This is a genomic window from Achromobacter marplatensis (genome assembly GCF_002209535.1).
In the GTDB taxonomy this organism is placed as follows: domain Bacteria; phylum Pseudomonadota; class Gammaproteobacteria; order Burkholderiales; family Burkholderiaceae_B; genus Achromobacter; species Achromobacter marplatensis.
On record NZ_NJIG01000003.1, the window covers coordinates 610,282 to 634,628 of the forward strand.

Consider the following 24,347-nt stretch of genomic DNA (forward strand, 5'->3'; position numbering starts at 1 on the left):
TACGTACTATAGTTATAAAAACATAGAAAACGGATAGGAGACAAGCAAATGAAACGCTGGACGCAACGCCCGGAAGGGTCCACCTGGGGCGACTTCGGGCCGGACGACGAACTGGGCCGGCTGAACCTGCTGACGGAAGAAAAGGTGTTGCAGGGGGTGCGCGAAGTGCGCGTGGGCAAGGTGTTCTGCCTGTCGCTGCCGCTGGACCTGCCCGGCGGCAACGTGCTGAATCCGCGCCGCCATGCACCCACGCTCAAGCCCACGTTCCGCGAAGGCACGCCCTACCTGAATTTCGCGATGTCGCAGGTGCAGCCCGAGGCGGTCGACGTGCTGTCGGATGACCAGGTCACGCTTTCCATGCAGTACTCCACGCAGTGGGACGGCCTGTGCCACGTAGGCGCCCTCTTCGACATCCAGGGCGACGGCCAGGCCCGCCGCGTCTATTACAACGGCTACGCCGCCGGCGTCGACGTGTTCGGCGGCGCCGACCCCGACACGTCGGGCGACGCCTGCTGCCCGCCGGGCGGCTCGTATGCCCGCAAGCTGAGCATCAGCCGCTACGCCGAAAAAGGCATGCAGGGACGCGGCGTGCTGGTGGACCTGGCACGCGCGTTCGGCCCCGGCCGCACGCTGGTGGGCCACGAACAGTTGCAGACCGCGATGCGCGAGCAGGACGTCGTCGTGGAGCCGGGCGACATGCTGGTGCTGCGCACGGGCTTCGCCGAACGCTTGGTGGCCATGAACGGGCAGCCCGATCCGCACGCGCTGGAACAGACCGGCGCCGTGCTGGACGGCGCCGACGCGGCGCTGCTGGACTGGATCACCGCCAGCGGGGTCGCCGCCCTCTGCGCGGACAACTACGCCGTGGAGTCCTATCCCGCGCGCACATCCGGCCCCGGCCATTCGATCCTGCCGCTGCATCACCATTGCCTGTTCAAGCTGGGCGTGCCGCTGGCGGAACTCTGGTATCTGAAGGACCTGGCCGATTGGCTGCACGCGCACGGCCGCAACCGCTTCCTGCTGACCGCCCCGCCCTTGCGCATGCCGGGCGCGGTGGGCTCCCCCGTGACGCCGATCGCCACGGTGTAAGCCATGTTCGTACCGACTTCGACGTTTTCCGGCCACCTCGACGCGCTGGCCGCGCGCTGCCCCGAGGCGACCCTGCTGATCGACCAAGACCAGCGAATCAGCGCCGCGCAGTTGCGCGCGCAAAGCCGGGCGCTGGCCGCGGGGCTTGCCCGCATCGGCGTGCGGCCTGGCCACCGCGTGGCCGTCTGGCTCCCCAACTGCGCGGCCTGGGTGGAATCTTTCCTGGCCTGCGCGCACCTGGGCGCCGTGGTGCTGGCCGTCAACACGCGCTTTCGCGCGTTGGAAGTGGCCGACATCCTGGGCCGCGGGCAAGCGGACTGGCTGGTGTTCTGGCCGGGCTTCAAGGGCATCGATTTCCAGGGCATTCTTGACGGCGTCGACCCCGCTCAATTGACGCGTCTGCAAGGCGTGGTGGCGCTGACCGGGCCGGACGAAGCCGCCCCGGCCGCCGTCCCCGGCATACCGGTGCACCGCTATGCGGACCTGCTGGCCACCGACACTCCGCCGCCCGCCCCGCACGGCAACGCCGGCGTGCTGTGCTTCACCACATCGGGCACCACGTCCAAACCCAAGTTCGTCCTGCATGACCAGCAGACCTTATTGCGCCACGGCGCGGCGGTCGCGCAGGCCTTCGGCTACGACGACGACAGCTGCGTGCTGGCCAGCGCGCCGTTTTGCGGCGCATTCGGCTTTGCGACGCTGGTGGGCGGCCTGGCGCAAGGCGTGCCTGTGGTCTGCGCGCCGGTGTTCAACGCCGCGGAATCGGCCCAGGCCGTCGCCCGCCATGCGGTCACCCATACGTACGCCAACAACGAGGCGCTGGTCGGCATGATGCAAGCCGCTCCGCCTGGCGCCTTCGCCTCGGCGCGCCTGTTTGGCTTCGCCAGTTTCACGCCCGCGCTGGACAACATGCTGGACCTGGCCCGCGAGGCCGGCGTGCCACTGACCGGCCTGTACGGGTCCAGCGAACTGATCGCGCTGGTGGCGGGCCAGCCGCGCGATCCGGCAGACGGCGATGTCTCGGCGCGCCATCAGCCCGGGGGCACGCTGATCTATCCCGACGCCCGCGTACGCGCCCGCGACCCTGAATCCGGGCAGGTGCTGCCGCACGGCCAATCCGGTGAAATCGAAATCCTGTCGCCCAGCCTGATGCAAGGCTATCTGGACAACCCCGAGGCCACGCGCCACGCCGTCACGGACGACGGCTATTTCAAGACGGGCGACCTGGGCTACACGCTGACGCCGCGCCAGTTCGTGTTCCAGACGCGCATGGGCGATTCCCTGCGGCTGTCGGGCTTTCTGGTGAACCCGGTTGAAATCGAGCAAGTGGTCGAGACCCTGCCCGGCGTACGCGCCTGCCAGGTCGTGGGCGCCACGCGCCAGGGCAAGATCGTGCCTTACGCCTTCGTGCTGCTGCACGAGGGCGCCACGGCCGATCCCGACGACTGGACGGCCGCCTGCAAAGCTGCGATGGCGGGCTTCAAGGCGCCCGCGGGCTTCGCCGTGCTGGATGCCTTCCCTTCGGTCGAGAGCGCCAACTCGGTCAAGATCCAGAAGCACCGGCTGCGCGACATGGCAGACGCTATGCTCTCGGATCCTTCACCGCCGCCCGCCCCCTGACCATGTCCGCCCGCAAGCTCTTTTCGCACAGCCCCCAGCCGCTTTACCTGCAAGCGGCGGCGCTGTTCCGCAGCCATATCCAGAACCGCACCTGGCGGCCGGGCCAGCAGATCCCGCCGCTGGAATCGCTGATGGAAACCTATGGCATTTCGCGGGCGACCATCCGCCAGGCGTTCGGCCTGCTGGAGCAGGACGGGCTGATCCGGCGCTCGCGCGGGTCGGGCACGTTCGTCAACGCCGAACTGCCGGAAACGCCTACGCTGCTGATCCCCAAGACCTGGGCCGAAACCGTGGAACTGAGCAATCAGCTGGGCACGGTGTCGCTGGTGGAATCCAGCGCCGACTCGCCGCTGCCCGACACGCTGGGCATGCCCTGCGAGGCCGACCGCAGCGGCAGCTTCCAATATCTGCGCCGCGTGCACACCACGGAGGCGGGCCCCTTCTGCTATAGCGAGGTCTTCCTGGAAAGCGGCCTGTTCCGCAAGCATCGCGCCCGCATCCAGAAAAGCACCGTCGCGCCGGTGCTGGACCAGTTCTACGGCGCCCGCATCACCGAGGCCCGCCAGGTGCTGAACGTGATCGAGGCCGGCCAGGAGTCCGCGGAATCCTTGCAGATTCCAGTGTCGTCGCCCGTGGCCGAGTTGCGCCGCTATGCCTGCATCGATGGCCGCGTGGTGTATTTCGCGCGGCTGGAATTCCCGTTCCGCAAAGTGCGGATGGAATTCGACCTGCTGACCCAGCGTTGATCCCCCAGACCCCGACCGCCCAAGGAGCCTACCCCGCCACCACGCCCCCGTTTCGCGGCCCGACCCAGACCCACATAGAGCGCGGCATCACGCCAATCAAGCGCCAGCAGGTTCCAGACAGATCCGGCACAAGAGGAGACAAACCATGGCTAACGCCAACACGCCCCGGATTTCATCGCATTGCCGCAGCACGCTTACCCGTTTGTTCACCACCACCGCCATTGCCGCGGGCATCGCCGCCGCCCTGGCCGCGCCTGCGCACGCGCAACCTGCCGCCGTCTCTGACGACATCGTCCGGCTGGGCCTGATCCTGGACATGAGCGGCGTCTACGCCGACGTGACGGGCAAAGGCAGCGCCACCGCCGCCGAAATGGCGATCGCCGACTTCGGCGGCACGGTGCTGGGCAAGAAGATCGACCTGATGGTGGTGGACCACCAGAACAAGGCAGACATCGCCGCCGCCAAGGCGCGCGAATGGTACGACACCCAGAAGGTGGACGCGATCATGGACGTGGCGGGCTCGGCGCCCGCGCTCGCCGTGCTGGAAGTGGCCCGCGAAAAGAAAAAGATCGTCGTCTTCAGCGGCCCCGGCACCGAACGCATCACGAACGATTTGTGCTCGCCCTATTCCGTGCACTACACCTACGACACCTGGTCGCTGGCCAACACCACCGCGCGCGCCACCGTGGAGAAAGGCGGCAAGACCTGGTACTTCCTGACGGCGGACTACGCCTTCGGCCACACGCTGCAGGCCTCCGCCACCGAAGTCGTCAAGGCCAATGGCGGCACCGTGCTGGGCGCCTCGCGCCATCCGCTGGGATCCAGCGATTTCGCGTCCTACCTGCTGCAGGCCCAGGCCAGCAAAGCCCAGGTCGTCGGGCTGGCGAATGCGGGCGGCGACACCGTGAACGCCATCAAGGCCGCCAGCGAATTCGGCCTGACCAAGGGCGGCCAGAAAATGGCCGGCTTGCTCTTGTACATCAACGACATCCACGCCATCGGCCTGGAAGCCGCCGCCGGCCTGACCCTGACCGAGGCCTTCTACTGGGACATGAACGACCAGACCCGCGCCTGGTCGCAGCGCTACTACGACAAGCTCAAGAAGATGCCCAACATGAGCCAGGCGGGCACGTATTCGTCGGTGATGCACTACCTGAAGGCCGTGCAGGCAGCCGGCACCGACGAACCCGTGGCCGTCATGAAGCAGATGAAGTCCCTGCCCATCAACGACTTCTTCGCCACCAACGGCCGCATCCGCGAAGACGGCCGCATGGTGCACGACATGTACCTGTTCGAAGTCAAGCAGCCGTCTGAATCCAAACGGCCGTGGGACTACTACAAGCTGGTGGCGACGCTACCCGGCGACCAGGCGTTCATGCCCCTGTCGAAGTCGACCTGCCCGCTGGTGAAGAAGTAGGCGGCAGCACCCCGCTTACGCGCGCAGCACCCGGTCCAGCTCCAGCACCGACTGGTACAGGACCCGGGTGCCGTCCAGCAACTGCGCGGGTTCGATCCATTCTTCCGGGCAGTGGCTGCGGCCATTCAGGCACGGGATGAAGACCATGCCGATGGGGCCCGTGGGCGCCATGTACACGGCGTCATGGCCCGCGCCGCTGGGCAGGCGCATCGACGCGTAACCCAGCTGGTCGGCCGCGGCCTTGACCGCGTCCATCACCAGCGGCGAACAGTCCGTGGGCTGCGCGCGGCTCAGTTGCGTGAAGCCTGCCGTCAGGCGCAGCGCCTTCAGGTCGTCGGCCACGCCCGCCATCAACGTTTCCGGGAACGCGTCCAGCACGGCGTTGCTGTCGCTGCGCATTTCCAGCGTCAGCTCCACGCGGCCGGGCACGGCGTTGGCGGCGTTCGGCGTCATCGACAAGCGGCCCACCGTGGCCACCACGTAATGCGGATTGCCGCTGGCGGCGCTGGCCTGGCGGCTGGCGGCATCGATGATGCGGGCCGCACCCACCAGCGCGTCGCGGCGGATGTCCATGGGGGTGGTGCCGGCATGATCAGGCTGGCCTTCCACCACGATCAGCACGCGGCGGATGCCCACGATGTTGGTGACCACACCGATCGGCAGGCCGCGGCTTTCCAGGACGGGGCCCTGTTCGATATGCAGTTCGACGAACGCCGCGGTGTCGCCCGCGTTGCGCAAGGGGGCATGAAGCGCCGCCGGGTCGCCGCCGATGCGGGCGATACCTTGGGCCAGCGTCTCGCCGTCGGGGTTGCGGGCGGCCAGCATGTCGGCCGTCAGTTGGCCGGAGAGCGCGCGGCTGCCCACGCACGAGATGCCGTAGTCGCTGGGTTCTTCGGACAGGAAGTCGATGACTTCGAACGGATGCGCCAGTTCGATGCCGTGTTCCTGCATCGTGTGCGCGACTTCGATGCCGGCCAGGACGCCGATGATGCCGTCGAAGCGGCCGCCGGCCATGACGGTGTCGCAATGCGAGCCGGTGGCAATCGGCTTGCGGGCCGGGTCGCGCCCGGCGCGGGTGCCGATCAGGTTGCCGCCCGCGTCCAGGCGGGTGGCCAGGCCGGCGGCTTCGAATTCGCTGCGCAGCCAGGCGCGAGCCTCGTCGAACAAGGGCGAAAAGGCGCGGCGCGTCCACGGGACGTCGGGCAGGGTGAAGCGGGACAAGGCTTCAATGCGCGACCACAGGCGGTCGGCATTGAGCGGGGGAAAGGAAGGAAGTTCGGCGAGAGTCATCGTCGTCCTCATGCCTGGCGCGGGCGCAGGAAGCGGCCATCGCCCTTCTGGTTGACGATGCGCTGGCCGTCGTAGACCTGCTGGCCACGGCACCAGGTGCCCGCGACGCGCACGGTGAACTCGCGCCCTTCGAACGAACTCCACTGCACCGCCGACAGGCTGCCCGCCGGATCGAAAGCGTAGCGTTCGGGCTTCAGGATCACGATGTCTGCGTCCTTGCCAACCTCAAGCGTGCCCTTGCGGTCATCCAGCAGGAAATGCCGGGCCGGGTTGCTGCTGAGTTGCCGCACGACCATCGACGGCGAAATGCCGTGCTCTTCGCAGCCAGTCCAGAATGCCGGCAGCAGCGTTTCCAGGCCGGGACCGCCCGACGAATTCTTGAAGACGTTCGGGTTCTGCTTACGCTCCAGGCCCCAGCTGACATGGTCCGACGACACGAAAGTGCATTCGTCGTTGGCGATGTGCGTCCACAGCAGGTCCACTTCGGCCTTGGGCCGGATTGGCGGATAGTGCTTGGTCTTGGCGCCGAAGCGGCGGGTATGTTCCTCGTGATTCAGCATCAAGTACTGCACGCAGGTCTCGATGCTGGCGTGATGGCCATTCTGCCGGTACATGTTGCAGATCTCGAAGCCGCGAGAGGTCGACACGTGCACCGCATGGGCGCGCGCGCCGGTTTCCGCCCCGATCTCGTAGATCAGCGCGGTGGCCAGGTTTTCGATCAGCGGCGTATGCGCCCGCATGAACGCGTCCCAGCCCGTGTCGCCGGCGTCAACCAGGCGCGCAATGTTCTTGCGCGTCATCTCCTGCATCTGGTTGTGCACGCCGCAAGCCAGCCCGGAAGGCGCAATCAGGCGGAAGGCGTCGTAGAGGTCGTCTTCCTCGATGCGAGGAAAGCGGCCCGGCGTGGCTTCGAACGTCGAGAACTTGAAGGCGCAGACGCCGCCTTCGATCAGCCCGGCGGCCGCCTGCAGCCCATGCTGGGGGTTCAGCGTGCCGAACAACGCAACGTCCACATGGCAGTCGCGCTCGACTTCGGCAATCTTGGCGTCCAGCTGTGGGCGCGAGGCGACGGGTTCCGGATCGTCGTAGGGCATGTCGACCATGACGGTGACGCCGCCCGCCGCCGCCGCGCGCGAGGCCCAGCCCAGGCCTTCCTGGTTCAGCTGGCTGCCCGAATGCACCTGGCCATCCACCACGCCGGGCATGATCCACATGCCGCGCGCGTCCACGCTGTCATGGCCAGCGGGCGCCACGCCCGTGCCCCGCTGCGCGATGCGGCCGTCACGCACCGCCAGCCAACCGTCCATCGCCACCCCGTCCGGGTCCACGATATTGCCGCGCACCACCAAATCGAATTCGCTCATGACCGCTTCCATCCTGTGTTGAGTGCTGGAAGTGTAGTAACGGCCCAAGCAAAACGTCTTATGCTTATATGTGCGTAGGAATTAACATCAGGTTAAGCATATGAAACTCAATCTGCGGCAGATCGAGGTCTTCCGGGCCATCATGCTCAGCGGATCCATCAGCGGCGCGTCCAAGCTGCTGTTCGTCTCCCAACCCGCGGTCAGCCGGCTGATCGCCTATACCGAACAACGCCTGGGACTGATGCTGTTCCAGCGCATCAAGGGCCGGCTGTATCCCACGCCGGAGGCGCGCCGCCTGTTCGTCGAGGTGACGGCGCTGTACCAGAACGTGCAGCGGGTCAACGAAGTGGCTGACAACCTGGCCGAGAACCGCGAGGGCCAGTTGCGCCTGTCGTGCAGCCCCAGCCTGGGCCAATCCCTGCTGCCGCGCGCCATCGCGCAGTTCCGACGGCAGTTCCCTGAGGTGCGCATCGTGCTGCAGACACTGATTCCGTCAGTGATGCTGCAGTCGCTGTTGACGCAGCAGGTGGAGTTGGGCGTGGCGTACATGCCGGTGGACCATCCCAGCCTGGCCTGGCAGCCCCTCTATGAAAACCGCATCGTCGCCGTGCTGCCCAAGGGCCACGCGCTGGCGGCACGCAAGCAGGTGACCGTGAATGATCTAGTCGACGAACCGCTGATCGGCTACAGCGCCGACATCCCGTTCGGCATGCTGATCAACAAGCTGTTCGGCGGCGGCGATGCGCAGCCCGAACCGCGTATCGAAGTGCAGCAGGCCCACGTGGCCTGCGCCCTGGTCCAGGCGGGCGCCGGCGTGGCCCTGGTGGACGAGATCACCGTGGCCGGCCCGATCTGGTCGGATGTGGTGACCGTGCCCATCGTCGGAACCGTCAACGCGCCCGTCAACGTGTTCCACCTGCAGCTTCAGCCCTTGTCACGGCTGGCGCAGGCTTTCATCCAGGTGCTCCATACGATGGACCAGCGCCCCTAGGGCACGTCCCGCGGCTGCGGCGCAGTCCCTGGGGATATCCCTTAGGGCGCCACACCAAGGCGCGGCAGCTGCGCTATGAGCCACCGTAGACCATTAACACGATGTTATGCAGCAGGCATAAAAGGTAATACGACATTATCAAAATTGGTTCCTATGATGCCCCCGTCTGTTCCGCAAAACTTGCGGGAAGCTATTGAAACGGCAATCGGGGAGAAGGCCATCATGGGTAGGATTTTGACAATGCGCGATGTCGAGGCGGCCGTGCGGGGCGGCTCGGTGTTCGCCTGTGGCGGCGGCGGCTGGGCCGAACATGGGCGCGAACTGGGTTCGCTGGCGGTCACCATCGGCCGGCCTGAGCTGGTGTCGATGGACGAGGTGCCCGACGATGCGTGGATCGCCACTGCGGCCGCCATCGGCGCGCCGGGCGGCCTGACCGACTGGCAGATGCTGGGCATCGACTACGTCCGCGCGGCACAGCGCTTGCAGGATGCCCTGGGCGAACGCGTCTACGGCCTCATCATCGGCCAGAACGGCATGTCCAGCACGCTCAACGGTTGGCTGCCTTCCGCCGTGCTGGGCACCAAGGTCGTGGATGCCGTGGGCGATATCCGCGCCCACCCCACCGGGGACATGGGGTCGCTGGGCCTGGCCGGTAGCCCCGAACCCATGATCCAGTGCGCCGTCGGCGGCAACCGCGCCAACAACGCCTATATGGAACTGACCATCCATGGCGCCACCGGGCGCGTCTCGCCCGTGCTGCGCAAGGCGGCCGACATGGCCGGCGGCTTCATCGCCAGTTGCCGCAACCCGATCCGCGCCTCGTATGTGCGCCGCCACGCCGCGCTGGGCGGCATCAGCCGCGCGCTGGCGCTGGGCGAAGCCATCCTGGCGGCGCAACCCCGCGGCGGCAGCGCGGTGATCGACGCGATCTGCAAGGCCACCGAGGGCGAGATCATTGGCTCGGGCAAGGTCGTGCGCAATACCCTCAAATACACCGAAGAGGCCTTCGACATCGGCACGGTCGAGATCGGCGAAGGCGCCGCCAAGCGCGTGATCCACGTGATGAACGAACACATGGCGGTCACCGATGGGCAAGGCGGACGCGTCGCCTGCTATCCGGACGTGATCACTACGCTGGACGCCGACGGCAACCCCGTCAGCGCCGGCCAGCTGCGCGAGGGCCTGCAAGTCAGCATCCTGCACGTGAGCAAGCAGCACCTCCCCCTGTCCTCCAGCGTGACGGACCCGTCCGTCTACCCCATCGTGGAAAAGGCGCTGGGCATGAACTTCACCGACTACGCGTTGGCTTCCTGAGGACATCGGCGTGAAACGAGCATTCAACATCCCCGGCGGCAACGTGCTGCGCTGCAAAGGCTGGCGCCAGGAAGCGCTGCTGCGCCTGCTGGAAAATGTGCTGGCGGTGGGCGAAGACCCCGACAACCTGGTGGTCTATGCGGCGCTGGGCCGCGCCGCGCGCGACTGGCCATCGCACGACGCAATCGTCCGCGAGTTACAGGAACTGGAAGAGGATCAGACCCTGATCGTCCAATCCGGCAAGCCGATCGGCGTGCTTCGCACGCATCCGATGGCGCCCATCGTCATCATGGCCAACTGCAACATAGTCGGCCAATGGGCCCACGCCGAAAACTTCTACCAGCTGGAACGCGACAATCTGATCTGCTGGGGCGGATTGACGGCGGGCGACTGGCAGTACATCGGCTCGCAAGGCGTGATCCAGGGCACGTACGAGATTTTTTCACGCATCGCCGAACGCCACTTCGGCAATGACCTGCGGGGCCGATTCATCCTGACCGCGGGCATGGGTGGCATGGGCGGCGCGCAGCCGCTGGCCGGCCGCATGGCGGGCGCCGCCATCCTGACGGTGGAAATCAACCCCGAACGCATCGACAAGCGCATCAAGGCCGGCTTCCTGGAACGCCGCGCGGATACGCTGGACGAGGCCCTTGCGCTGATCCGCCAGGCCCAGGAACGCCGCGAACCGCTGTCGGTGGGCCTGCTGGGCAATGCCGCCGACATCTATCCCGAAATCCTGGCGCGCGGCATCGTGCCCGACATCGTCACCGACCAGACGTCGGCGCATGACCTGGTCTATGGCTACATCCCTTCCGGCCATACGCTTGAAGCCGTGGCGGAACTGCGTCGCACCAATATCCCCGGGCTGATGGACGCCAGCCGCGCTTCGATCGTGCGCCACGTCACCGCCATGCTGGGCTTCAAGGACCAGGGCGCAGTGGTCTTCGACAACGGCAACCTGATCCGCACCCATGCCAGCCAGGGCGGCGTGCAACGCGCGTTCGAGATCCCCGTCTTCACTGAAGCGTTCCTGCGGCCGCTGTTCGCGCGCGCCATCGGCCCGTTCCGCTGGATCGCGCTGTCCAACGACCCCGACGACATCCGCAAGATCGACGATTTCCTGCTCGCGCGCTTTCCCGACAACGCCATCGTCTCCAACTGGATCCGGCTGGCGCGCAAGGAAGTGCCATTCGAAGGCCTGCCCGCGCGCATCGCATGGCTTGGCCACGGCGAGCGCACCGAGCTGGCGCTGGAGGTCAACCGCATGGTGCGCGAGGGCATCCTGAGCGCACCGGTCGCGTTCACCCGCGACCATCTGGACGCCGGCGCGATGGCGCACCCGAACATCATGACCGAAAACATGCGCGACGGCTCGGACGCCATTGCCGACTGGCCGTTGCTGAACGCGATGATCAACTGTTCATCCAGCGCCGACCTGGTCGCGATCCACTCGGGCGGCGGCGGGTACAGCGGCTACATGACCAGCGCGGGCGTGACGGTGGTGGCGGACGGCACCGAGGCGGCCGAAACGCGCCTGCGGCTGTCCATGACCAACGACACCGCCAGCGGCGTATTGCGGTACGCGGACGCAGGCTACGAGGAAGCACTGGATGAAGTGCGCAAAAAAGGCATCGCTCGCATCGATACCTCCGCCACTGGCCGTGCAGGCGGCCAGTAACGCGGCGGGCAATGCGATTCAGTCAATGGACAGTCGGACAGCAGTAATAGATAGCGCGGATCAAGCGCAAACGATCTCAATGGGGAATGCAATGAAAGACGTGATCATCAATCCGGGAATCGGGGCCTTGCCGGGCCACCCCGCTTCCCAGGCCACCGCGCAAGAGCGCAGCGGCCGCAAGGCCGTCATCGCGGCATCGGCAGGCAACGCACTGGAGTGGTATGACTTCACCGTCTACGCCCTGTTTGCGGTGTACATCGGTCAGAACTTCTTTCACAACGAAGACCCGACCGTGCAGTTGATGGCCTCGTTCCTGGCGTTCGGGCTGGGCTTCGTGGTTCGGCCACTGGGAGCGCTGGTGCTGGGCTCTTATGGCGACCGCGCCGGCCGCAAGGCCGCGCTGACCCTGACCATCATGCTGATGGCCGTCGGCACGCTGCTGATCGCGGCTGCCCCGCCCTACGCCGCCATTGGCGTGGGCGCCCCGCTGCTCATCGTCTGCGGCCGCGTGCTGCAGGGCTTTTCGGCCGGCGGCGAAGTCGGCGGCGCCACCGCCTTCCTCGTCGAGCACGCCCCGGAGGGCAAGCGCGGTCAATACGCGTCTTGGCTGCAGGCCAGCATGGGCATTTCGAATCTGCTGGGTGCGCTGGTGGCCACGCTGGTCACCACCTTCCTGACCGAGCAGCAGATCGGGGAATGGGGGTGGCGTGTGCCGTTCATCATCGGCCTGGCGATCGCGCCGGTGGGGCTGTGGATGCGCCGCGCGCTGGACGAAACGCCGCACTTCCGCGAAGAGCAGGCTCGCCAGGCGCGCCAGAACGACCGCGTCAAGACGCCGCTGCTTGCCGTGGTGCGCGACTATCCGAAGGAGCTGCTGACGGGCCTGTGCATGTCGGTGCTGTGGGCGGTCGGTCCGTACGCGCTAATCATCTTCATGCCCATCTACGTGCAGAAATCCCTGGGCTTCTCCAGCTCTCAGGCTTTCGTGGCGGCCTTGGTCGGCAACCTGTTCCTGATCGGCGGCTGCGTGTTCTCCGGCACGCTGTCCGACCGCTACGGCCGGCGCACCGTGCTGCGCGCCGCCGCGTTGCTCCTGCTGATCGCCGTGTATCCGCTGATGATGTGGCTGAAGGTGTCGCACACGCAGACCACGCTGATCGTGGTGCAGTCGATGTTTTGCCTGATGGTGGCCATGTATGTGGGCGTGGCGCCGGCAGCACTGTCCGAAGTCTTTCCCACGGCGGTGCGGTCCTCGGGCATGTCCCTGTCGTACAACACGGCGGTGACGATACTGGGCGGATTTGCGCCCGCCATCCTGACGTGGATCACCTACACCACCGGCGTAGCCTTCGCCCCCGCGCTGTACGTCATGGGCGCATGCGTCGTTGCGCTGGTGGCCTTGACCATCTTGCCGCAGGGCCGTCATGGATAAGCCCCGCAAGGCAGGAGCTTGCCGTCCGGGCGATTGGCGCCGGCTGGGCGCCGCAGCGGCCGCGCTGACGCTTGCGGCCTTCTGGTCGGCGGCCCCCCGGGCGGCCGCCGCCACCGAACCGCCGCCCGCCGAACTGGTGTTGGTGGGCGTGGCGGGTGGCCCCACCTGGTACGGTGAAGATTCTCCCCACGGGATTTCGTCCGCACTGGTGGTCGATGGACAGGCTTACATCGTCGACGTGGGCTCGGGCGTCTACCGCCAGCTTCGCCGTGCCGGCGTCAAGCCCGGCACCGAACAAGCGGTGTTCCTTACGCATCTGCACACCGACCACATCATCGACCTGGCCAACCTGCTGGCCTACGACCCCAGCGCGCGCCGCCGCGCCAGGGCGTCCATGCAGATCATCGGGCCCGGCCCGCGCGGCGTGCTGCCCCCGCTGGCGCCGGGCATGAAGGACGATGTGGTCATTCATGCCGAGAATCCGTCGCCGGGTACGCATGACCTGGTGGCGTCCATCGTCGCCGGCATGGCGGCGGACCTGAACATCCGCGTGCGCAGCGAAGGCGTGCCGGACATTCGGCAATTCTTCCAGGCGCACGACATCGTGGTGCCGGCCGGCGTCGTCAAGGATCCGAACACCGATCCGGCGCCGCCCATGGAGCCGTTCGCCGTCTGGCAGGATACCCGCGTCAAGGTCAGCGCCATCCTGGTGCCGCACGGACTGGTGTACCCCAACTTTGCCTACCGCTTCGACACGGCGGCCGGCTCGGTCGTGTTTTCGGGCGATACGGCGGTCAGCGACAACCTGGTCAAGCTGGCGCGCGGCGCGGACATCCTGGTGCACGAAGCGATCGACCCGGCCTGGGTGGACCATATCGTCGGCGCCAAGCCCTGGGATGCCCGGCAGCAGGCGCTGGCCACACAGTTGCTGCACGCGCACGCCACGCCGCTCGAAGTCGGCGACGTGGCCACCCGCGCGGGCGTGAAAACGCTAGTGCTGTCGCATCTCGTGCCGGGCGACGCCCCCGCCGAACACTGGCTGCAGGCGCGCCAGACCTTCAAGGGTCCGGTCGTGCTGGGGCAAGACCTGATGCGCCTGCCCCTGGGCGCGCCCCCGCCGCGCTAGCCTTCTCGTCCCTTCGAAGCCCCACCATCGCCTGTCTGGAGCCGCCATGCTCATGCATCCCGCGCCGCACGCCCCTGCCCGCCCGCTTCGCCGCCGCAGCATCGCCCGCTTGCGCGGTCGCCTCGCCGCCCTCTCCTCTGCCCTGCGGCGGGGCGCCGCCATGGCGCCCCTGCTGCTAGCGCTATGGCACCCAACGAGCGCATCCGCAGCCTGCAAGCCGGTCACGCTGGACGGCCGCTCGCTCACCCTGGAGCAGGTCGGCGCCGTCGCGCGACTGGGCTGCGGCGTCGTGCTGGCTGACGACGCTACCGCACGTGCCCAGCGCTCCTTCGAACTGCTGCTGGCCTACGCCAAGCTGGACCGCCCCGTATACGGATTGAACCGCGGCGTGGGTCTGAACAAGGATCAGACCCTCTTCAAGGGCGGCGACATCTCGCCCGACGTGCGCAAGGTCTCTGAACAGTTCAACCGGAACCTGCTGCATTCGCACAGCGCCGGGTATGGCGCCGAAGCCCCCCAGGACGTGACTCGGGCAGCCATGCTCATCCGGTTGAATTCGGCGCTGTTCGGCGGCTCCGGCCTGCAGGTGGAGATATTGCGCCAGTACGCCGAGTTCTTGAATCGCGGCATTACACCCGTGATGTTCGGTGAAGGCTCCGTCGGACAGGCCGACATCACCATCCTGGCGCAGATCGGGCTGGCGATGATGGGCGAAGGAGAGTCCTATTACCAAGGCCGCCGCATGCCTTCGGCAGAAGCGCTGGAACTGGCCGGCCTGAAACCCGTACGCCCGTTCGGCAAAGACGCCCTGGCCATCGTCAGCGCCAATGCCTACGGCGCCGCCGTCGCCTCGCTGGCGGCGCTGGACGCGGCCCGGCTGCTGGACCAGGCTGATGCGGTGGCTGCCTTGTCGCTTGAAGGATTGGATGGAAACCTGGCGCCCCTGCTGGCCGCGACGCAGGCGCAACGGCCTTATGACGGACAGCGGCGGACGGCTGGGCACATGCTGACGCTGCTGCACGGCAGCGCCCTGTGGCAACCCGACCCCAAGCGCGCGCTGCAAGACCCGTTGAGCTTTCGCACCGTCAGCCAGGTGCATGGCGCGGCGCGAGACATGCTGGGCCTGCTGGAGCGCCAGCTTCAGATCCAGATCAACAGTTCCGACGACAATCCTACCGTGGCGCTGGACGCGCAACCGGCCGCAGGCACGCAAGCCTACGCGGCCCAGTTCTACGTCACGGACGGACCCGTGCGCGGCGCCGTCCTGCCATCCGCCGGATTCGACCCCAGCGCCTGGGTACTGCCGCTGCAAAGCCTCGGCGTGGCCTTGTCCCAAACGGCGCAATTGTCGGCCCAACGCACCTTACGGCTCACCGACCCGGCGTTCACCGCGCTGCCACGCTTTCTCAGTCCCGGCAATGGCGCGATCGGCTATGGACCGATCCAGAAAACGGTGTCGTCGCTTGCCGCGGATGTGCGGACCCTATCGCTGCCCATCGTGACCGACGTGCAGGCGCAGGCCGGCAACATCGAAGATGTGGGCACCAATGCGCCCGCTACCGGCCGCAGGGTCTCCGCACAGATCGACCGGCTGACGACGCTGCTGGCGGTTGAACTGATGCACGCCGCCCAGGCGGTGGACCTGCGGCGCGCCCAGCGTCCCGGCTACGAGCTGGGCACGGGAACGGCGGCGCTGTGGCGTGATTTCCGCAAGCACGTGCCCTATATGGATGCCGACCGCCGCAACGACGTGGACATCGTCCGTGCCAACGACTTCTTGGCACGAGGCCAGGCAGGCCCGGACAAGCTGGCGTCTTTGCCTTGAACAGCCTGGCGGGCGGCGGCGCGTGAAGCGCGCCACCACCCTACGCCCCCGCCTACTCGTCCGAAGACGCCGCAATGGCTTCCTCCAGCATTTCCAGCCGGTCCTGGCCCCAGAACACCTCGCCCCGATACACGTAGGACGGCGAGCCGAACACGCCGGCCTGGACCGCTTCATCCGTGTTGCGGCGATACGTGGCCTCGATGTCCGGTGCGTCGGCTGCCGCCAGCAGGCTTGCGGCAGCCAGTCCCAGTTTCTCCATGAGCCCGCGCAGGACAGCGGGGTCGGAGATGTCCTGATCGTCCACCCATTCCGCCTTCAGGATCGCCTTGTACAGCGCCAGCACCGGCATGCCGGCACGATCGGCCGCGATGACGATGCGCGAGGCCAGCGACGCATCCGGGCACATGTGCGCCGGTTGCGGATTGACGTGGATGCCGAGCTTGGCGCACCAGCGCGCCAGCTCCGCCACGCGATAGGCCTGGCGCTCGGGCGAGCGCTGCCCAAGCAGCACGCCGCCGGTGCGCGCATAGACGTCGGGCAAGTCCACGGGCAGGTAGCGGATCGCCGCTTGCTGGCGGACCGCCAATGCTTCAAGCCGGTCGGCGCCCAGGTAGGCCCAGTCGGAATTCATCCAGAAGTAATAGTCGATCGTCTTCATGAGAGCCTCAGGTTCTTGCCGCCGCGGGCACGCGCAGGGCGGCAGGCGTGGCAGCCTCGCCCTGCATGCGCCAGGCGCTGAAGAAAGCAACCACGCCCAGCGCGCTCAGGTACCAGACCACGTACTTCGGGTCGCCCCCGCCCTTGGCCAGCAGCCAGGTCGCCAAGATGGGCGCCAGCCCGCCGCCGATGGCGCCCGACACCTGCACCGCCAGCGAAATGCCGGTGTACCGCACATGCGCGGGAAACTGGCTGGAGAACAAGGTGCCTTCGGGTCCGTACAGGCAAGCGTATACCAGCCCCACCGCCAGGCAAACCGCCACGATGATCCAGGCTTTATCGCCCGAGCCCAGCAGGTTGAAGAAGACCGGCGCGCAGATCAGGATGCCCACTGTGCCCGCCATGAACACCCACTTGTGGCCGATCTTGTCGCCCAGCACCCCGAACAGCGGCATCGTGAACAGGGCTAGCGCCGCCCCCCAGATCGTGGCGTCCAGCATGACGGAGCGCGGGATACCCAGCGTGCCCGTGGCGTAGGCCAGCGAAAACGTCACGACCGTGTAGAACCACGTCACCTCGGCCAGACGCGCGCCGACCACCACCAGCAACGCGCGCCGGTGGTGCTTGAGCACTTCGGCCACCGGCACCTCGACCTTGGCGCCTTTTTCCCGCATCTGCTCGAAGTCGGGCGACTCGGCCACCTTAACGCGGATGAACCAACCCACCAGCAACAGCACCACGCTGGCCAGGAACGGCAGGCGCCAGCCCCAGGACAGCATGTCGGCTTCGGGCAGCGCGGCCACTGCGCCCATCGCCAGCGACGACAGGATCAGCCCGGGCGCCACGCCGGCCTGCGGCAGGCTGCCGAAAAAGCCCTTCTTGCCTTCGGGCGCATGCTCTACCGCCATCAGCACCGCGCCGCCCCATTCGCCGCCCACTGCAATGCCTTGCAGAAAGCGCATCAGCACCAGCAGCACGGCGGCCCAATAGCCGATCTGCTCATACGAAGGGATCAGCCCGATCAGGATGGTAGGCACGCCCATCAGCAGCAAGGTGATCAGCAGCATGGACTTGCGGCCGATCTTGTCTCCATAGTGGCCGAAAATCACGCCGCCCAATGGCCGCGCGAAGAACCCCACGGAATACGTCGCAAACGCCGCCAGCGTGCCTGTCAGCGGGTCGAAGGCGGGAAAGAAGATCTTGTTGAAGATCAGAGCGGCAGCCGTGCCGTACAGGAAAAAGTCGTACCACTCGATCGTGGTGCCCATCATGCTGGCAAGGCCAGCCGTCACATAATCGCGGCGCGAACGCGCAGCAGCAGGCTTGGTCGTCATCATCGTGACTCCCCTGGAAAAGGTCGTGATCGGATGCGAGCGGAATCAGGCTTGGGGCAGCGGCAGCGGCGCGATGCCGTGCGTTTGCCGAGCCCAGTAGTCGAAGGTCGCGCGCACGATCGAAGGCTTCAGCAGGTAGTCGTGCGCCTCGCGCGCCAGGGCGTCGTCTACCGGCGTCAACGGCCCGAACGCCTGGGCGCGGATCTGCATGCGCGCCGCACGCTCCAAATAGACCGACAGATACGTCGCTTCCTCGCAGGAGCCGCCCGCCGTCAGATAACCGTGGTGCGCCAGGATGATGGCGCGCTTGCGTCCCAGCGCCTCGGAAATGATCACGCCCTCCTGGTCCGCGATCGGCACCCCCGGCCATTCACCCAGGAAGGCACAGTCGTCGTGCAGCGGCGTCATGTCCATCTGTGAAATGACCAGCGGCTGGCGTGCGGCGGCCAGCGCCGAGGCCCACGGCGAATGCGTGTGGATGATGGATTGCACATCCGGGCGCGCTTCGTATACCCACAGATGGAAGCGCGTAGCCGGGTTGGGCATACCGTCGCCCGTCAGGGTGTGCAGGTCGCGGTCGACTTCGATGAAGTCCGCCGGCGTCGCCTCGTCAAAGCCCAGGCCGAAGCGCAGGGTCCAGTACGCGCCCGGGCGCGCCGAGCGCACGCTGATCTGTCCCGCCAGGCCGGCTTCCTGCTCGGTCATCGCCAGGATGCGGCAGGCGTAGGCCATGGTTTCCTGGATGCTGCGCGGCACGGCCTGCAGATGGCGCGCCATTTCCTGCGTGGCACGGGTGTCGAAATACGATTTCTCTCGCAATGCGGTATTCATGGGTTCCCCTTGATGTCCTTGGCTTGCGGCGTCGAAGGACGCCGTGCAAGGTCAGGACAGTATGGAAACCACCGCGCAAACTAGCCATGCAGCCAGGCTCATAGCAGCTATTCGGAAGGCGGAACGGGGCCGCCGGGGGTGCAGGGGTTACCCGTCAAGCCGCAGCGATGCGGTGCGCGCACGCCAACAGCTCGGCCACCAGCGGCAAGGGCTGGCGCTGGGCCGGCGTGATCGCCACCACGCGGCGGCGCAGCACCGGGCTGCGGATGCCGACCTTGCGCAAGCCGTAGTCGGTCAGCAGCTTTTCGGGGATGCGCGACGGCAGGATACAGGCGCCCACCCCCGAGGACACCAGCTTGAGCATGGCGTCGATGGTCTCGGCCTCGGCCATGAACTCGGGCTGCAGCCCTGCGCTGTGGATCATCTTGCGCAAGGCGTAATGGGACGGAAAGCCCACCAGCCGCAACGGCATGCCGCCCAGATCCACCGCGTCCGCCAGCGGCACGTCCCGGCGCACGATCAGGCACATCTCGTCGTCGAACAACGGGGTGGACGTCAGATTGTCCGAGGCCACCGCCGCGTCATAGACGAAGCCCACGTCGGCCTTGCCGCTTTCCACCAGGGCCACTACGTCGGGCGAACTGCGCCCCATCACGGACAGGTTCACGTGTTCGTGGCTGCTGACGAAGCTGGCCACGACGTCGGCCATGAAGTAGTAGCTAAGTGTGTGCACGGTGGCAAGGCGCACCGTGCCGTGGGTCACGCCTTCCTGCTGGCGCACGGCATCAAGGACGCGGTCGATGTTCTGGTAGGCGGGCTGAATGCCCTCCAGCAGGCGGCTGCCCGCTACGGTCAGCTCCACGCCCCGGCCGGTACGCGTGAACAAGGGTTTGCCCACATGCGCTTCCAGCGCCGCCAGTTGCCGGCTCAGGCCCGATTGCGTCTGGTCCAGGTCCTCGGCGGCGCGTGATAAGGACTTCAGCTCCGCGATCCGCAAAAAATAACGCAACTGCCGGTCCGGCGTGTCCATGGTGCTGCCCCTTGATTCCGGTCTGACGCGCTCGATTCGGCGCGGCTACAGTGTGCCCAAGGATGCCGTCCGGCACCACGGGGATTTGCGCTAAGGGCCTGAAAGCGTACCCTTGCAGCTTGCCCCTACGCCGGAAATCTGCATGTCCACTCCCATTGCCCGCCCCATTCCCGCGACAATCGCCGCCGTCGTCCGCGAAGGCCACGTGCTGCTGGTGCGCCGCGCCAACCCGCCCGACGAGAACTGCTGGGCCTTTCCCGGCGGCAAGATCGACGCGGGCGAACGCATCGAGGCCGCCACGGCGCGCGAACTGCTGGAAGAAACCGGCGTGGTCGCCGAGCCGCTGCATGTGTTCGATGCGGTAGACGTCTTCGACCGCGACGAAGTCGGCGCCCTGCGCCGCCACTTCATCCTGATCGCCGTGCTGTGCCGCTGGCAATCCGGCGAACCGGTCGCGGGCGACGATGCGCGCGACGCCCGCTGGATTGCCCTGGCGGACCTGGAAGGGCATGAACTGGCGACCAGCTTCGGCGTCGCCAGGCTGGCGCGCAAGGCGGCGGCGCTGATGGCGGCGATGTAATCAGCCACGGCGCGCCAATGCGCCTGGTCCGGTTGCGGGCCGCTCATGCTTGCTGCTCCACGATGCCCCACGAATGCGGGCGCGACGACAGGCCCTACTATATACAGCCCGTCTACCTCCCCCTCCTACCCCATGTTCGACGCCTACCTCTCCCGTTGGAACCTCGTGCCCGACGGCGCCCCCATCGTGACCCATGCCGCGCAACTGCTGCCCGTCATGCGCGACGGCACGCCGGCCATGTTGAAAGTGTCGGTCGAAGAAGACGAGCGCCAGGGCGGCGTGCTGATGACGTGGTGGGACGGCCAGGGCGCGGCCCGCGTGCTGGCGCACGACGACTGCGCCATCCTGCTGGAACGCGCCACCGGCACGCGCTCGCTGGCAGCCTATGCCCGCACGGGCCGCGACGACGAAGCCACGCGCATCCTTTGCCGCGTGCTCAAGGCGCTGCACGCCCCGCGCGTCAAACCGCTGCCGCCGCTGCGCAGCCTGGAGGAATGGTTCGTGGAACTGTGGCCTATGGCCCAGGCGCAAGGCGGCATCCTGGCGCACAGCGCCCGCCACGCCCGCGCGCTGCTGGACGATCCGCGCGACCTCGCGGTGCTGCATGGCGACTTCCACCACGACAACGTGTTGGACTTCGGCGAACGCGGCTGGCTGGTCATCGACCCCAAGCGGCTCTACGGCGAACGCGCGTTCGACTATGCCAACATCTTCTGCAACCCCGACCTGTCGGACCCCGTGCCGCCTGTGGCTATCGCGCCCGGCTGCTTCGAGCGGCGCCTGGACCTCATCGTGGCCGAGTCCGGCCTGGACCGCCGCCGCCTGCTGCAATGGATCGTGGCGTGGTGCGGGCTGTCGGCCGTCTGGTACCTGGGCGACGGCGACGATGCCGCGGTCGACCTGAACATCGCACGCCAGGCGCAGGGGCTGCTGGACGCGGGCGCCTGAGGCCCTATGCCGCCGTGATCTGTTCGACATACCGCGTCGGCGACACCCCCGTCAGATTGCGGAACATGTAGACGAATGCGCTGGCGCTGGCGTAGCCCAGCGCGCGCGCCACGTTCACCACGGACTGCCCTTGCAGCAGCCGGCAGATCCCTTCGTCGATCCGCACTTGCAGGCGCCAATGGTGAAAACTCATGCCGGTTTCGTCCTTCATGCGCCGCGCCAGCGTGCGCGCGCTGGCGCCGATGCGCTCACCCCATTGCTCCAGCGTGTCGTCGTTGCCCGGGGCCTGCAAGACCGCATCGCACACCTTGCGCAGCCGCCGGTCAAAAGGCAGCGGCAACTGGCGGTGCTGGCGTTCGGTATCGGCCAGCAGATTCAGCAGCAGCTCCGAACTGAGCCGCTGCACGGGCCCTTTGCGGGGCGGGCCGTTCAGCGTCAGGATCAGCTCGCGCATCAGGGGGTTCACGTCCAGCGCGCAGGTCTCCTTCCAGAGCCATGGCGCCGCATCCGGCATGATGAACGCGGAACGCATGCTGACGCTGCCCACCATCTTCACCTCGTGGGTGACGCCGGCCGGAATCCATAGCGCGCGCATCGGCGCCAGCATCCAGGCGCCGTCCTCGGTCATGACGCGCATGATGCCCGTGGGGGAATACATCAGCTGGATACGCTCGTGCGAATGCGGCTGCTGGCGGGCGCCATTTTCGTAGTTGAACGACCGCGCGACCACGGCAGGCGCATCCTGGGGAAATTCACGCATTGGCAGGTTTTCGATATCAATGGGAAGGAAGTCGCCCATCCTGACAGTTATGTCCGTTTTTCGACATTTTCTGTCCAGCAGGACGGGAACTTGCTTTTTATCATTAATGCAAATGATTCCCATTGTTTTCAATAAAAAATGAACGCCTCTGCGCTTGTTCCCGTCGCATTTCACCCACGCCTGCCGTACCTTCCCCGTTTGACGCTTGCCGCCGCGCTGCTGGCGCAAGCCTGCCTGGGCGCGGCCGCCCACGCCGATGACGCGCCGGTGCCGCAGTTGAGTCCCGTGCGGGTCAGCGGCACCGCCGATTCGCTGTCGGACCCCGGCCAGACGGAGGGTTCGCAGTCCTACACCGCCAACACCGTCACGCTTGGCAAGGGCGCGACGAACGTGCGCGACATTCCCAACTCGGTCTCGGTGGTGACGCGCCAGCGCATGGACGACCAGAACATGACCACCGTGCAGGACGCCCTGCGCGAGACGACCGGCGTCAGCGCCATGAGCTACGGCGACGGCACCGCGTACTTCACCGCGCGCGGCTACGAAACCGACGTCCAGTTCGACGGCGTGCCCGCCAACGGCGCGCTGCAATACCTGCCACAGTTCGATTTGGCGCTGTATGACCGGATAGAAGTGCTGCGCGGCCCAGCGGGCCTGTTGCAAGGCTTCGGCAGCCCGGCCGGCACCGTCAACCTGGTGCGCAAGCGCCCGTTGGACGCCTTCAGCCTGACGGGCAGCGTCATGGCCGGGTCCTGGAACAATTACCGCACCGAACTGGACGTGACCGGTCCCGTGACCGCCGACGGCCGGGTCCGCGCCCGGGCCGGCTTGGCCGCCCAGGACCGCGACTACTCGATGGACGAAGCCCATATGCGCCAGGGCCTGGTCTACGGTTCGCTGGAATTCGACCTGACCGCCAACACCTTGCTGACCCTGTCGGCGGCTTATCAGAAAACGCGCATGGCGCCCTTCGACTACGGCCTGTCGACCTATTCCAACGGCAAGTTCGTCGACGGCCCCCGCTCCGGCTTCTACGGCGTGGACTGGGCGCGCGGCGACACCGACCTGTCCGAGGTCTACGCGGAACTGAGCCACCGCTTCGCCAGCGGCTGGACGGGCCAGGCGTCGATGAATTACCGGGCCACCGACCTGGACAGCAAGTACGGCTACGTTGACGGCCCGGTCGACCCCGCCACGGACCAAGCGGCCTATTGGCTGCAATTCCAGAAGGACCGCATCCGCTGGATGGGCCTGGACACGCACGCCTCCGGTCCCTTCACGCTGTTCGGCCGCACGCACACGGCGATGGTCGGCGCCAACTACGCAGAACGCAGACAGGACAGCCGATCGTCGGGCACGGGCATCGACAGCGTCGATATCCACCACATCGATGTGCCGGAAGTGGATATCCCGTTCACGTCGGGCAACAACTCCAAGTCCAGCCAGATGGGCGTGTATGGCCAGCTTAGTTTCAACGTGGCCGACCCGCTGACCCTGATCGCTGGCGGCCGCCAAAGCTGGTACCGCAACGCGACGCAGCCGGTACTGCCCGAGGCCGGCGACACCCGGCGCGACCCCGAGGTGCGCAAGTTCGTCCCCTACTTCGGCGCCGTGGCCCAGTTGAATTCGTGGTTGTCGGCATATGCCAGCTACTCGGACGTATTCGCGTTTTCGGAAGCCTGGCAGATGACGGCCGACGGCAAGCCCCTGGCCCCGCGCACTGGCAAGCAGTACGAGATCGGCCTGAAAGGCCAGTTCCTGGAAGGCGCCGCCAACGCGTCCCTGGCCTTGTTCCGGATCCGCGACAAGAACCGAGCCGTGCCGGATGACGCCAATCCCGGGCGGTATGTCGCCCAGGGCGAAGCGCAGAGCCAGGGCGTCGAAGCCGAAGTCACCGGCCGCCTGCTGCCCAACTGGGATGTATACGCCGGCTACACCTACCTGCAGACCCGCTACCTGTCTGACCCCACGCAGGAAGACCAGATCGTGAACCCGGAGTCGCCCAAGCACCTGTTCAAAGTCTGGACCACCTACCGCTTCACGCCCGACGTGTTGCCGGGCTGGCGCGTGGGCGCAGGCGCACGGGTGCAGAGCCGCACCAGCCGCAACAACACGTCGTGGCAAGGCGGCTATGCCGTGGTGGACGCGCAGGTTGGCTACCGCGTCAACCGCAACCTGGACGCGTCGATCACCGTGAACAACCTGTTCGACCGCAACTACTACAGCCGGGTGCCGTCCAGCTACTACAGCGTCTACGGCGAACCCCGCAATGTGATGCTGACCTTGCGCGCCACGTACTGACCGTCATTCAGGCT

At 66.9% G+C, this 24,347-nt stretch carries 20 protein-coding genes; 13 read left to right on the forward strand and 7 right to left on the reverse strand.

Going from position 1 to position 24,347, the window contains the following annotated elements; genetic code table 11:
• Positions 1-48: 48 nt before the first annotated feature.
• The 4 genes from CEY09_RS09790 (at position 49) to CEY09_RS09805 (ending at position 4,872) form a co-directional block, all read left to right on the forward strand.
• The gene (locus tag CEY09_RS09790; RefSeq protein WP_088588476.1) at positions 49-1,089 is read left to right on the forward strand and encodes a cyclase family protein; all 1,041 of its coding nucleotides are present in this window, start codon (positions 49-51) and stop codon (positions 1,087-1,089) included.
• 3 nt (positions 1,090-1,092) lie between these two features.
• A complete protein-coding gene (locus tag CEY09_RS09795; protein WP_088588477.1) occupies positions 1,093-2,709 on the forward strand; it encodes an AMP-binding protein in 1,617 nt (538 codons plus the stop codon).
• A 2-nt stretch (positions 2,710-2,711) separates the two neighbouring features.
• Entirely contained in the window at positions 2,712-3,455 is a 744-nt protein-coding gene (locus CEY09_RS09800; RefSeq protein WP_006224141.1) for a GntR family transcriptional regulator, read from the forward strand.
• 145 nt (positions 3,456-3,600) lie between these two features.
• Complete coding sequence (locus tag CEY09_RS09805; protein WP_088588478.1) at positions 3,601-4,872, forward strand: ABC transporter substrate-binding protein; 1,272 nt, start codon at positions 3,601-3,603, stop codon at positions 4,870-4,872.
• A 15-nt stretch (positions 4,873-4,887) separates the two neighbouring features.
• Here CEY09_RS09805 and CEY09_RS09810 read toward each other — a convergent pair whose 3' ends face one another.
• A complete protein-coding gene (locus CEY09_RS09810) occupies positions 4,888-6,162 on the reverse strand; it encodes a Zn-dependent hydrolase (protein WP_088588479.1) in 1,275 nt (424 codons plus the stop codon).
• Positions 6,163-6,170: 8 nt separating this feature from the next.
• The gene (locus CEY09_RS09815; protein WP_088588480.1) at positions 6,171-7,526 is read right to left on the reverse strand and encodes a dihydroorotase; all 1,356 of its coding nucleotides are present in this window, start codon (positions 7,524-7,526) and stop codon (positions 6,171-6,173) included.
• Between the two features lie 100 nt (positions 7,527-7,626).
• Between CEY09_RS09815 and CEY09_RS09820 the strand changes: the two genes are divergently transcribed.
• The 6 genes from CEY09_RS09820 (at position 7,627) to CEY09_RS09845 (ending at position 15,892) form a co-directional block, all read left to right on the forward strand.
• Positions 7,627-8,517, forward strand: coding sequence for a LysR family transcriptional regulator (locus tag CEY09_RS09820; RefSeq protein WP_088588481.1), 891 nt, complete (start codon positions 7,627-7,629; stop codon positions 8,515-8,517).
• 222 nt (positions 8,518-8,739) lie between these two features.
• Entirely contained in the window at positions 8,740-9,831 is a 1,092-nt protein-coding gene (locus tag CEY09_RS09825; protein WP_088588482.1) for a DUF917 domain-containing protein, read from the forward strand.
• Positions 9,832-9,841: 10 nt separating this feature from the next.
• A complete protein-coding gene (locus tag CEY09_RS09830) occupies positions 9,842-11,509 on the forward strand; it encodes a urocanate hydratase (protein WP_088588483.1) in 1,668 nt (555 codons plus the stop codon).
• 91 nt (positions 11,510-11,600) lie between these two features.
• Entirely contained in the window at positions 11,601-12,941 is a 1,341-nt protein-coding gene (locus tag CEY09_RS09835; protein ID WP_088588484.1) for an MFS transporter, read from the forward strand.
• Entirely contained in the window at positions 12,934-14,067 is a 1,134-nt protein-coding gene (locus CEY09_RS09840; protein WP_088588485.1) for an MBL fold metallo-hydrolase, read from the forward strand. The genes CEY09_RS09835 and CEY09_RS09840 overlap by 8 nt, the downstream gene beginning before the upstream one ends.
• Positions 14,068-14,113: 46 nt before the next feature.
• Positions 14,114-15,892, forward strand: a complete 1,779-nt coding sequence (locus CEY09_RS09845; RefSeq protein WP_088588486.1) for an HAL/PAL/TAL family ammonia-lyase — start codon at positions 14,114-14,116, stop codon at positions 15,890-15,892.
• Between the two features lie 52 nt (positions 15,893-15,944).
• Here CEY09_RS09845 and CEY09_RS09850 read toward each other — a convergent pair whose 3' ends face one another.
• From CEY09_RS09850 to CEY09_RS09865, 4 genes are all read right to left on the reverse strand, one after another.
• Positions 15,945-16,550, reverse strand: coding sequence for a 2-hydroxychromene-2-carboxylate isomerase (locus tag CEY09_RS09850; RefSeq protein ID WP_088588487.1), 606 nt, complete (start codon positions 16,548-16,550; stop codon positions 15,945-15,947).
• A gap of 7 nt (positions 16,551-16,557) precedes the next feature.
• Positions 16,558-17,886, reverse strand: a complete 1,329-nt coding sequence (locus CEY09_RS09855) for an MFS transporter (protein ID WP_088588488.1) — start codon at positions 17,884-17,886, stop codon at positions 16,558-16,560.
• 42 nt (positions 17,887-17,928) lie between these two features.
• On the reverse strand, positions 17,929-18,714 hold the full coding sequence (locus CEY09_RS09860; RefSeq protein WP_006224154.1) for an aldolase: 786 nt from the start codon (positions 18,712-18,714) through the stop codon (positions 17,929-17,931).
• 154 nt (positions 18,715-18,868) lie between these two features.
• Entirely contained in the window at positions 18,869-19,744 is an 876-nt protein-coding gene (locus CEY09_RS09865) for a LysR family transcriptional regulator (protein WP_088588489.1), read from the reverse strand.
• 142 nt (positions 19,745-19,886) lie between these two features.
• Between CEY09_RS09865 and CEY09_RS09870 the strand changes: the two genes are divergently transcribed.
• Both CEY09_RS09870 and CEY09_RS09875 read left to right on the forward strand, forming a co-directional pair.
• Positions 19,887-20,324, forward strand: a complete 438-nt coding sequence (locus tag CEY09_RS09870) for an NUDIX hydrolase (RefSeq protein ID WP_088588490.1) — start codon at positions 19,887-19,889, stop codon at positions 20,322-20,324.
• Positions 20,325-20,456: 132 nt separating this feature from the next.
• Complete coding sequence (locus tag CEY09_RS09875; RefSeq protein WP_088588491.1) at positions 20,457-21,272, forward strand: aminoglycoside phosphotransferase family protein; 816 nt, start codon at positions 20,457-20,459, stop codon at positions 21,270-21,272.
• Positions 21,273-21,276: 4 nt separating this feature from the next.
• Here the strand turns inward: CEY09_RS09875 and CEY09_RS09880 are convergent, their stop codons facing one another.
• Positions 21,277-22,032: an AraC family transcriptional regulator gene (locus CEY09_RS09880; RefSeq protein ID WP_088588556.1), complete on the reverse strand. Its 756-nt coding sequence runs from the start codon at positions 22,030-22,032 to the stop codon at positions 21,277-21,279.
• A 138-nt stretch (positions 22,033-22,170) separates the two neighbouring features.
• Between CEY09_RS09880 and CEY09_RS09885 the strand changes: the two genes are divergently transcribed.
• Positions 22,171-24,333: a TonB-dependent siderophore receptor gene (locus CEY09_RS09885; protein ID WP_088588492.1), complete on the forward strand. Its 2,163-nt coding sequence runs from the start codon at positions 22,171-22,173 to the stop codon at positions 24,331-24,333.
• Positions 24,334-24,347: the final 14 nt, after the last annotated feature.

Bases quoted from the DNA above. Each gene is read 5' to 3' on its own strand.
- CEY09_RS09790 (WP_088588476.1), top strand. From the start codon at position 49: ATGAAACGCTGGACGCAACGCCCGGAAGGGTCCACCTGGGGCGACTTC.
- CEY09_RS09795 (WP_088588477.1), top strand. From the start codon at position 1,093: ATGTTCGTACCGACTTCGACGTTTTCCGGCCACCTCGACGCGCTGGCC.
- CEY09_RS09800 (WP_006224141.1), top strand. From the start codon at position 2,712: ATGTCCGCCCGCAAGCTCTTTTCGCACAGCCCCCAGCCGCTTTACCTG.
- CEY09_RS09805 (WP_088588478.1), top strand. From the start codon at position 3,601: ATGGCTAACGCCAACACGCCCCGGATTTCATCGCATTGCCGCAGCACG.
- CEY09_RS09810 (WP_088588479.1), bottom strand. From the start codon at position 6,162: ATGACTCTCGCCGAACTTCCTTCCTTTCCCCCGCTCAATGCCGACCGC.
- CEY09_RS09815 (WP_088588480.1), bottom strand. From the start codon at position 7,526: ATGAGCGAATTCGATTTGGTGGTGCGCGGCAATATCGTGGACCCGGAC.
- CEY09_RS09820 (WP_088588481.1), top strand. From the start codon at position 7,627: ATGAAACTCAATCTGCGGCAGATCGAGGTCTTCCGGGCCATCATGCTC.
- CEY09_RS09825 (WP_088588482.1), top strand. From the start codon at position 8,740: ATGGGTAGGATTTTGACAATGCGCGATGTCGAGGCGGCCGTGCGGGGC.
- CEY09_RS09835 (WP_088588484.1), top strand. From the start codon at position 11,601: ATGAAAGACGTGATCATCAATCCGGGAATCGGGGCCTTGCCGGGCCAC.
- CEY09_RS09840 (WP_088588485.1), top strand. From the start codon at position 12,934: ATGGATAAGCCCCGCAAGGCAGGAGCTTGCCGTCCGGGCGATTGGCGC.
- CEY09_RS09845 (WP_088588486.1), top strand. From the start codon at position 14,114: ATGCTCATGCATCCCGCGCCGCACGCCCCTGCCCGCCCGCTTCGCCGC.
- CEY09_RS09850 (WP_088588487.1), bottom strand. From the start codon at position 16,550: ATGAAGACGATCGACTATTACTTCTGGATGAATTCCGACTGGGCCTAC.
- CEY09_RS09855 (WP_088588488.1), bottom strand. From the start codon at position 17,886: ATGATGACGACCAAGCCTGCTGCTGCGCGTTCGCGCCGCGATTATGTG.
- CEY09_RS09860 (WP_006224154.1), bottom strand. From the start codon at position 18,714: ATGAATACCGCATTGCGAGAGAAATCGTATTTCGACACCCGTGCCACG.
- CEY09_RS09865 (WP_088588489.1), bottom strand. From the start codon at position 19,744: ATGGACACGCCGGACCGGCAGTTGCGTTATTTTTTGCGGATCGCGGAG.
- CEY09_RS09870 (WP_088588490.1), top strand. From the start codon at position 19,887: ATGTCCACTCCCATTGCCCGCCCCATTCCCGCGACAATCGCCGCCGTC.
- CEY09_RS09875 (WP_088588491.1), top strand. From the start codon at position 20,457: ATGTTCGACGCCTACCTCTCCCGTTGGAACCTCGTGCCCGACGGCGCC.
- CEY09_RS09880 (WP_088588556.1), bottom strand. From the start codon at position 22,032: ATGCGTGAATTTCCCCAGGATGCGCCTGCCGTGGTCGCGCGGTCGTTC.
- CEY09_RS09885 (WP_088588492.1), top strand. From the start codon at position 22,171: ATGAACGCCTCTGCGCTTGTTCCCGTCGCATTTCACCCACGCCTGCCG.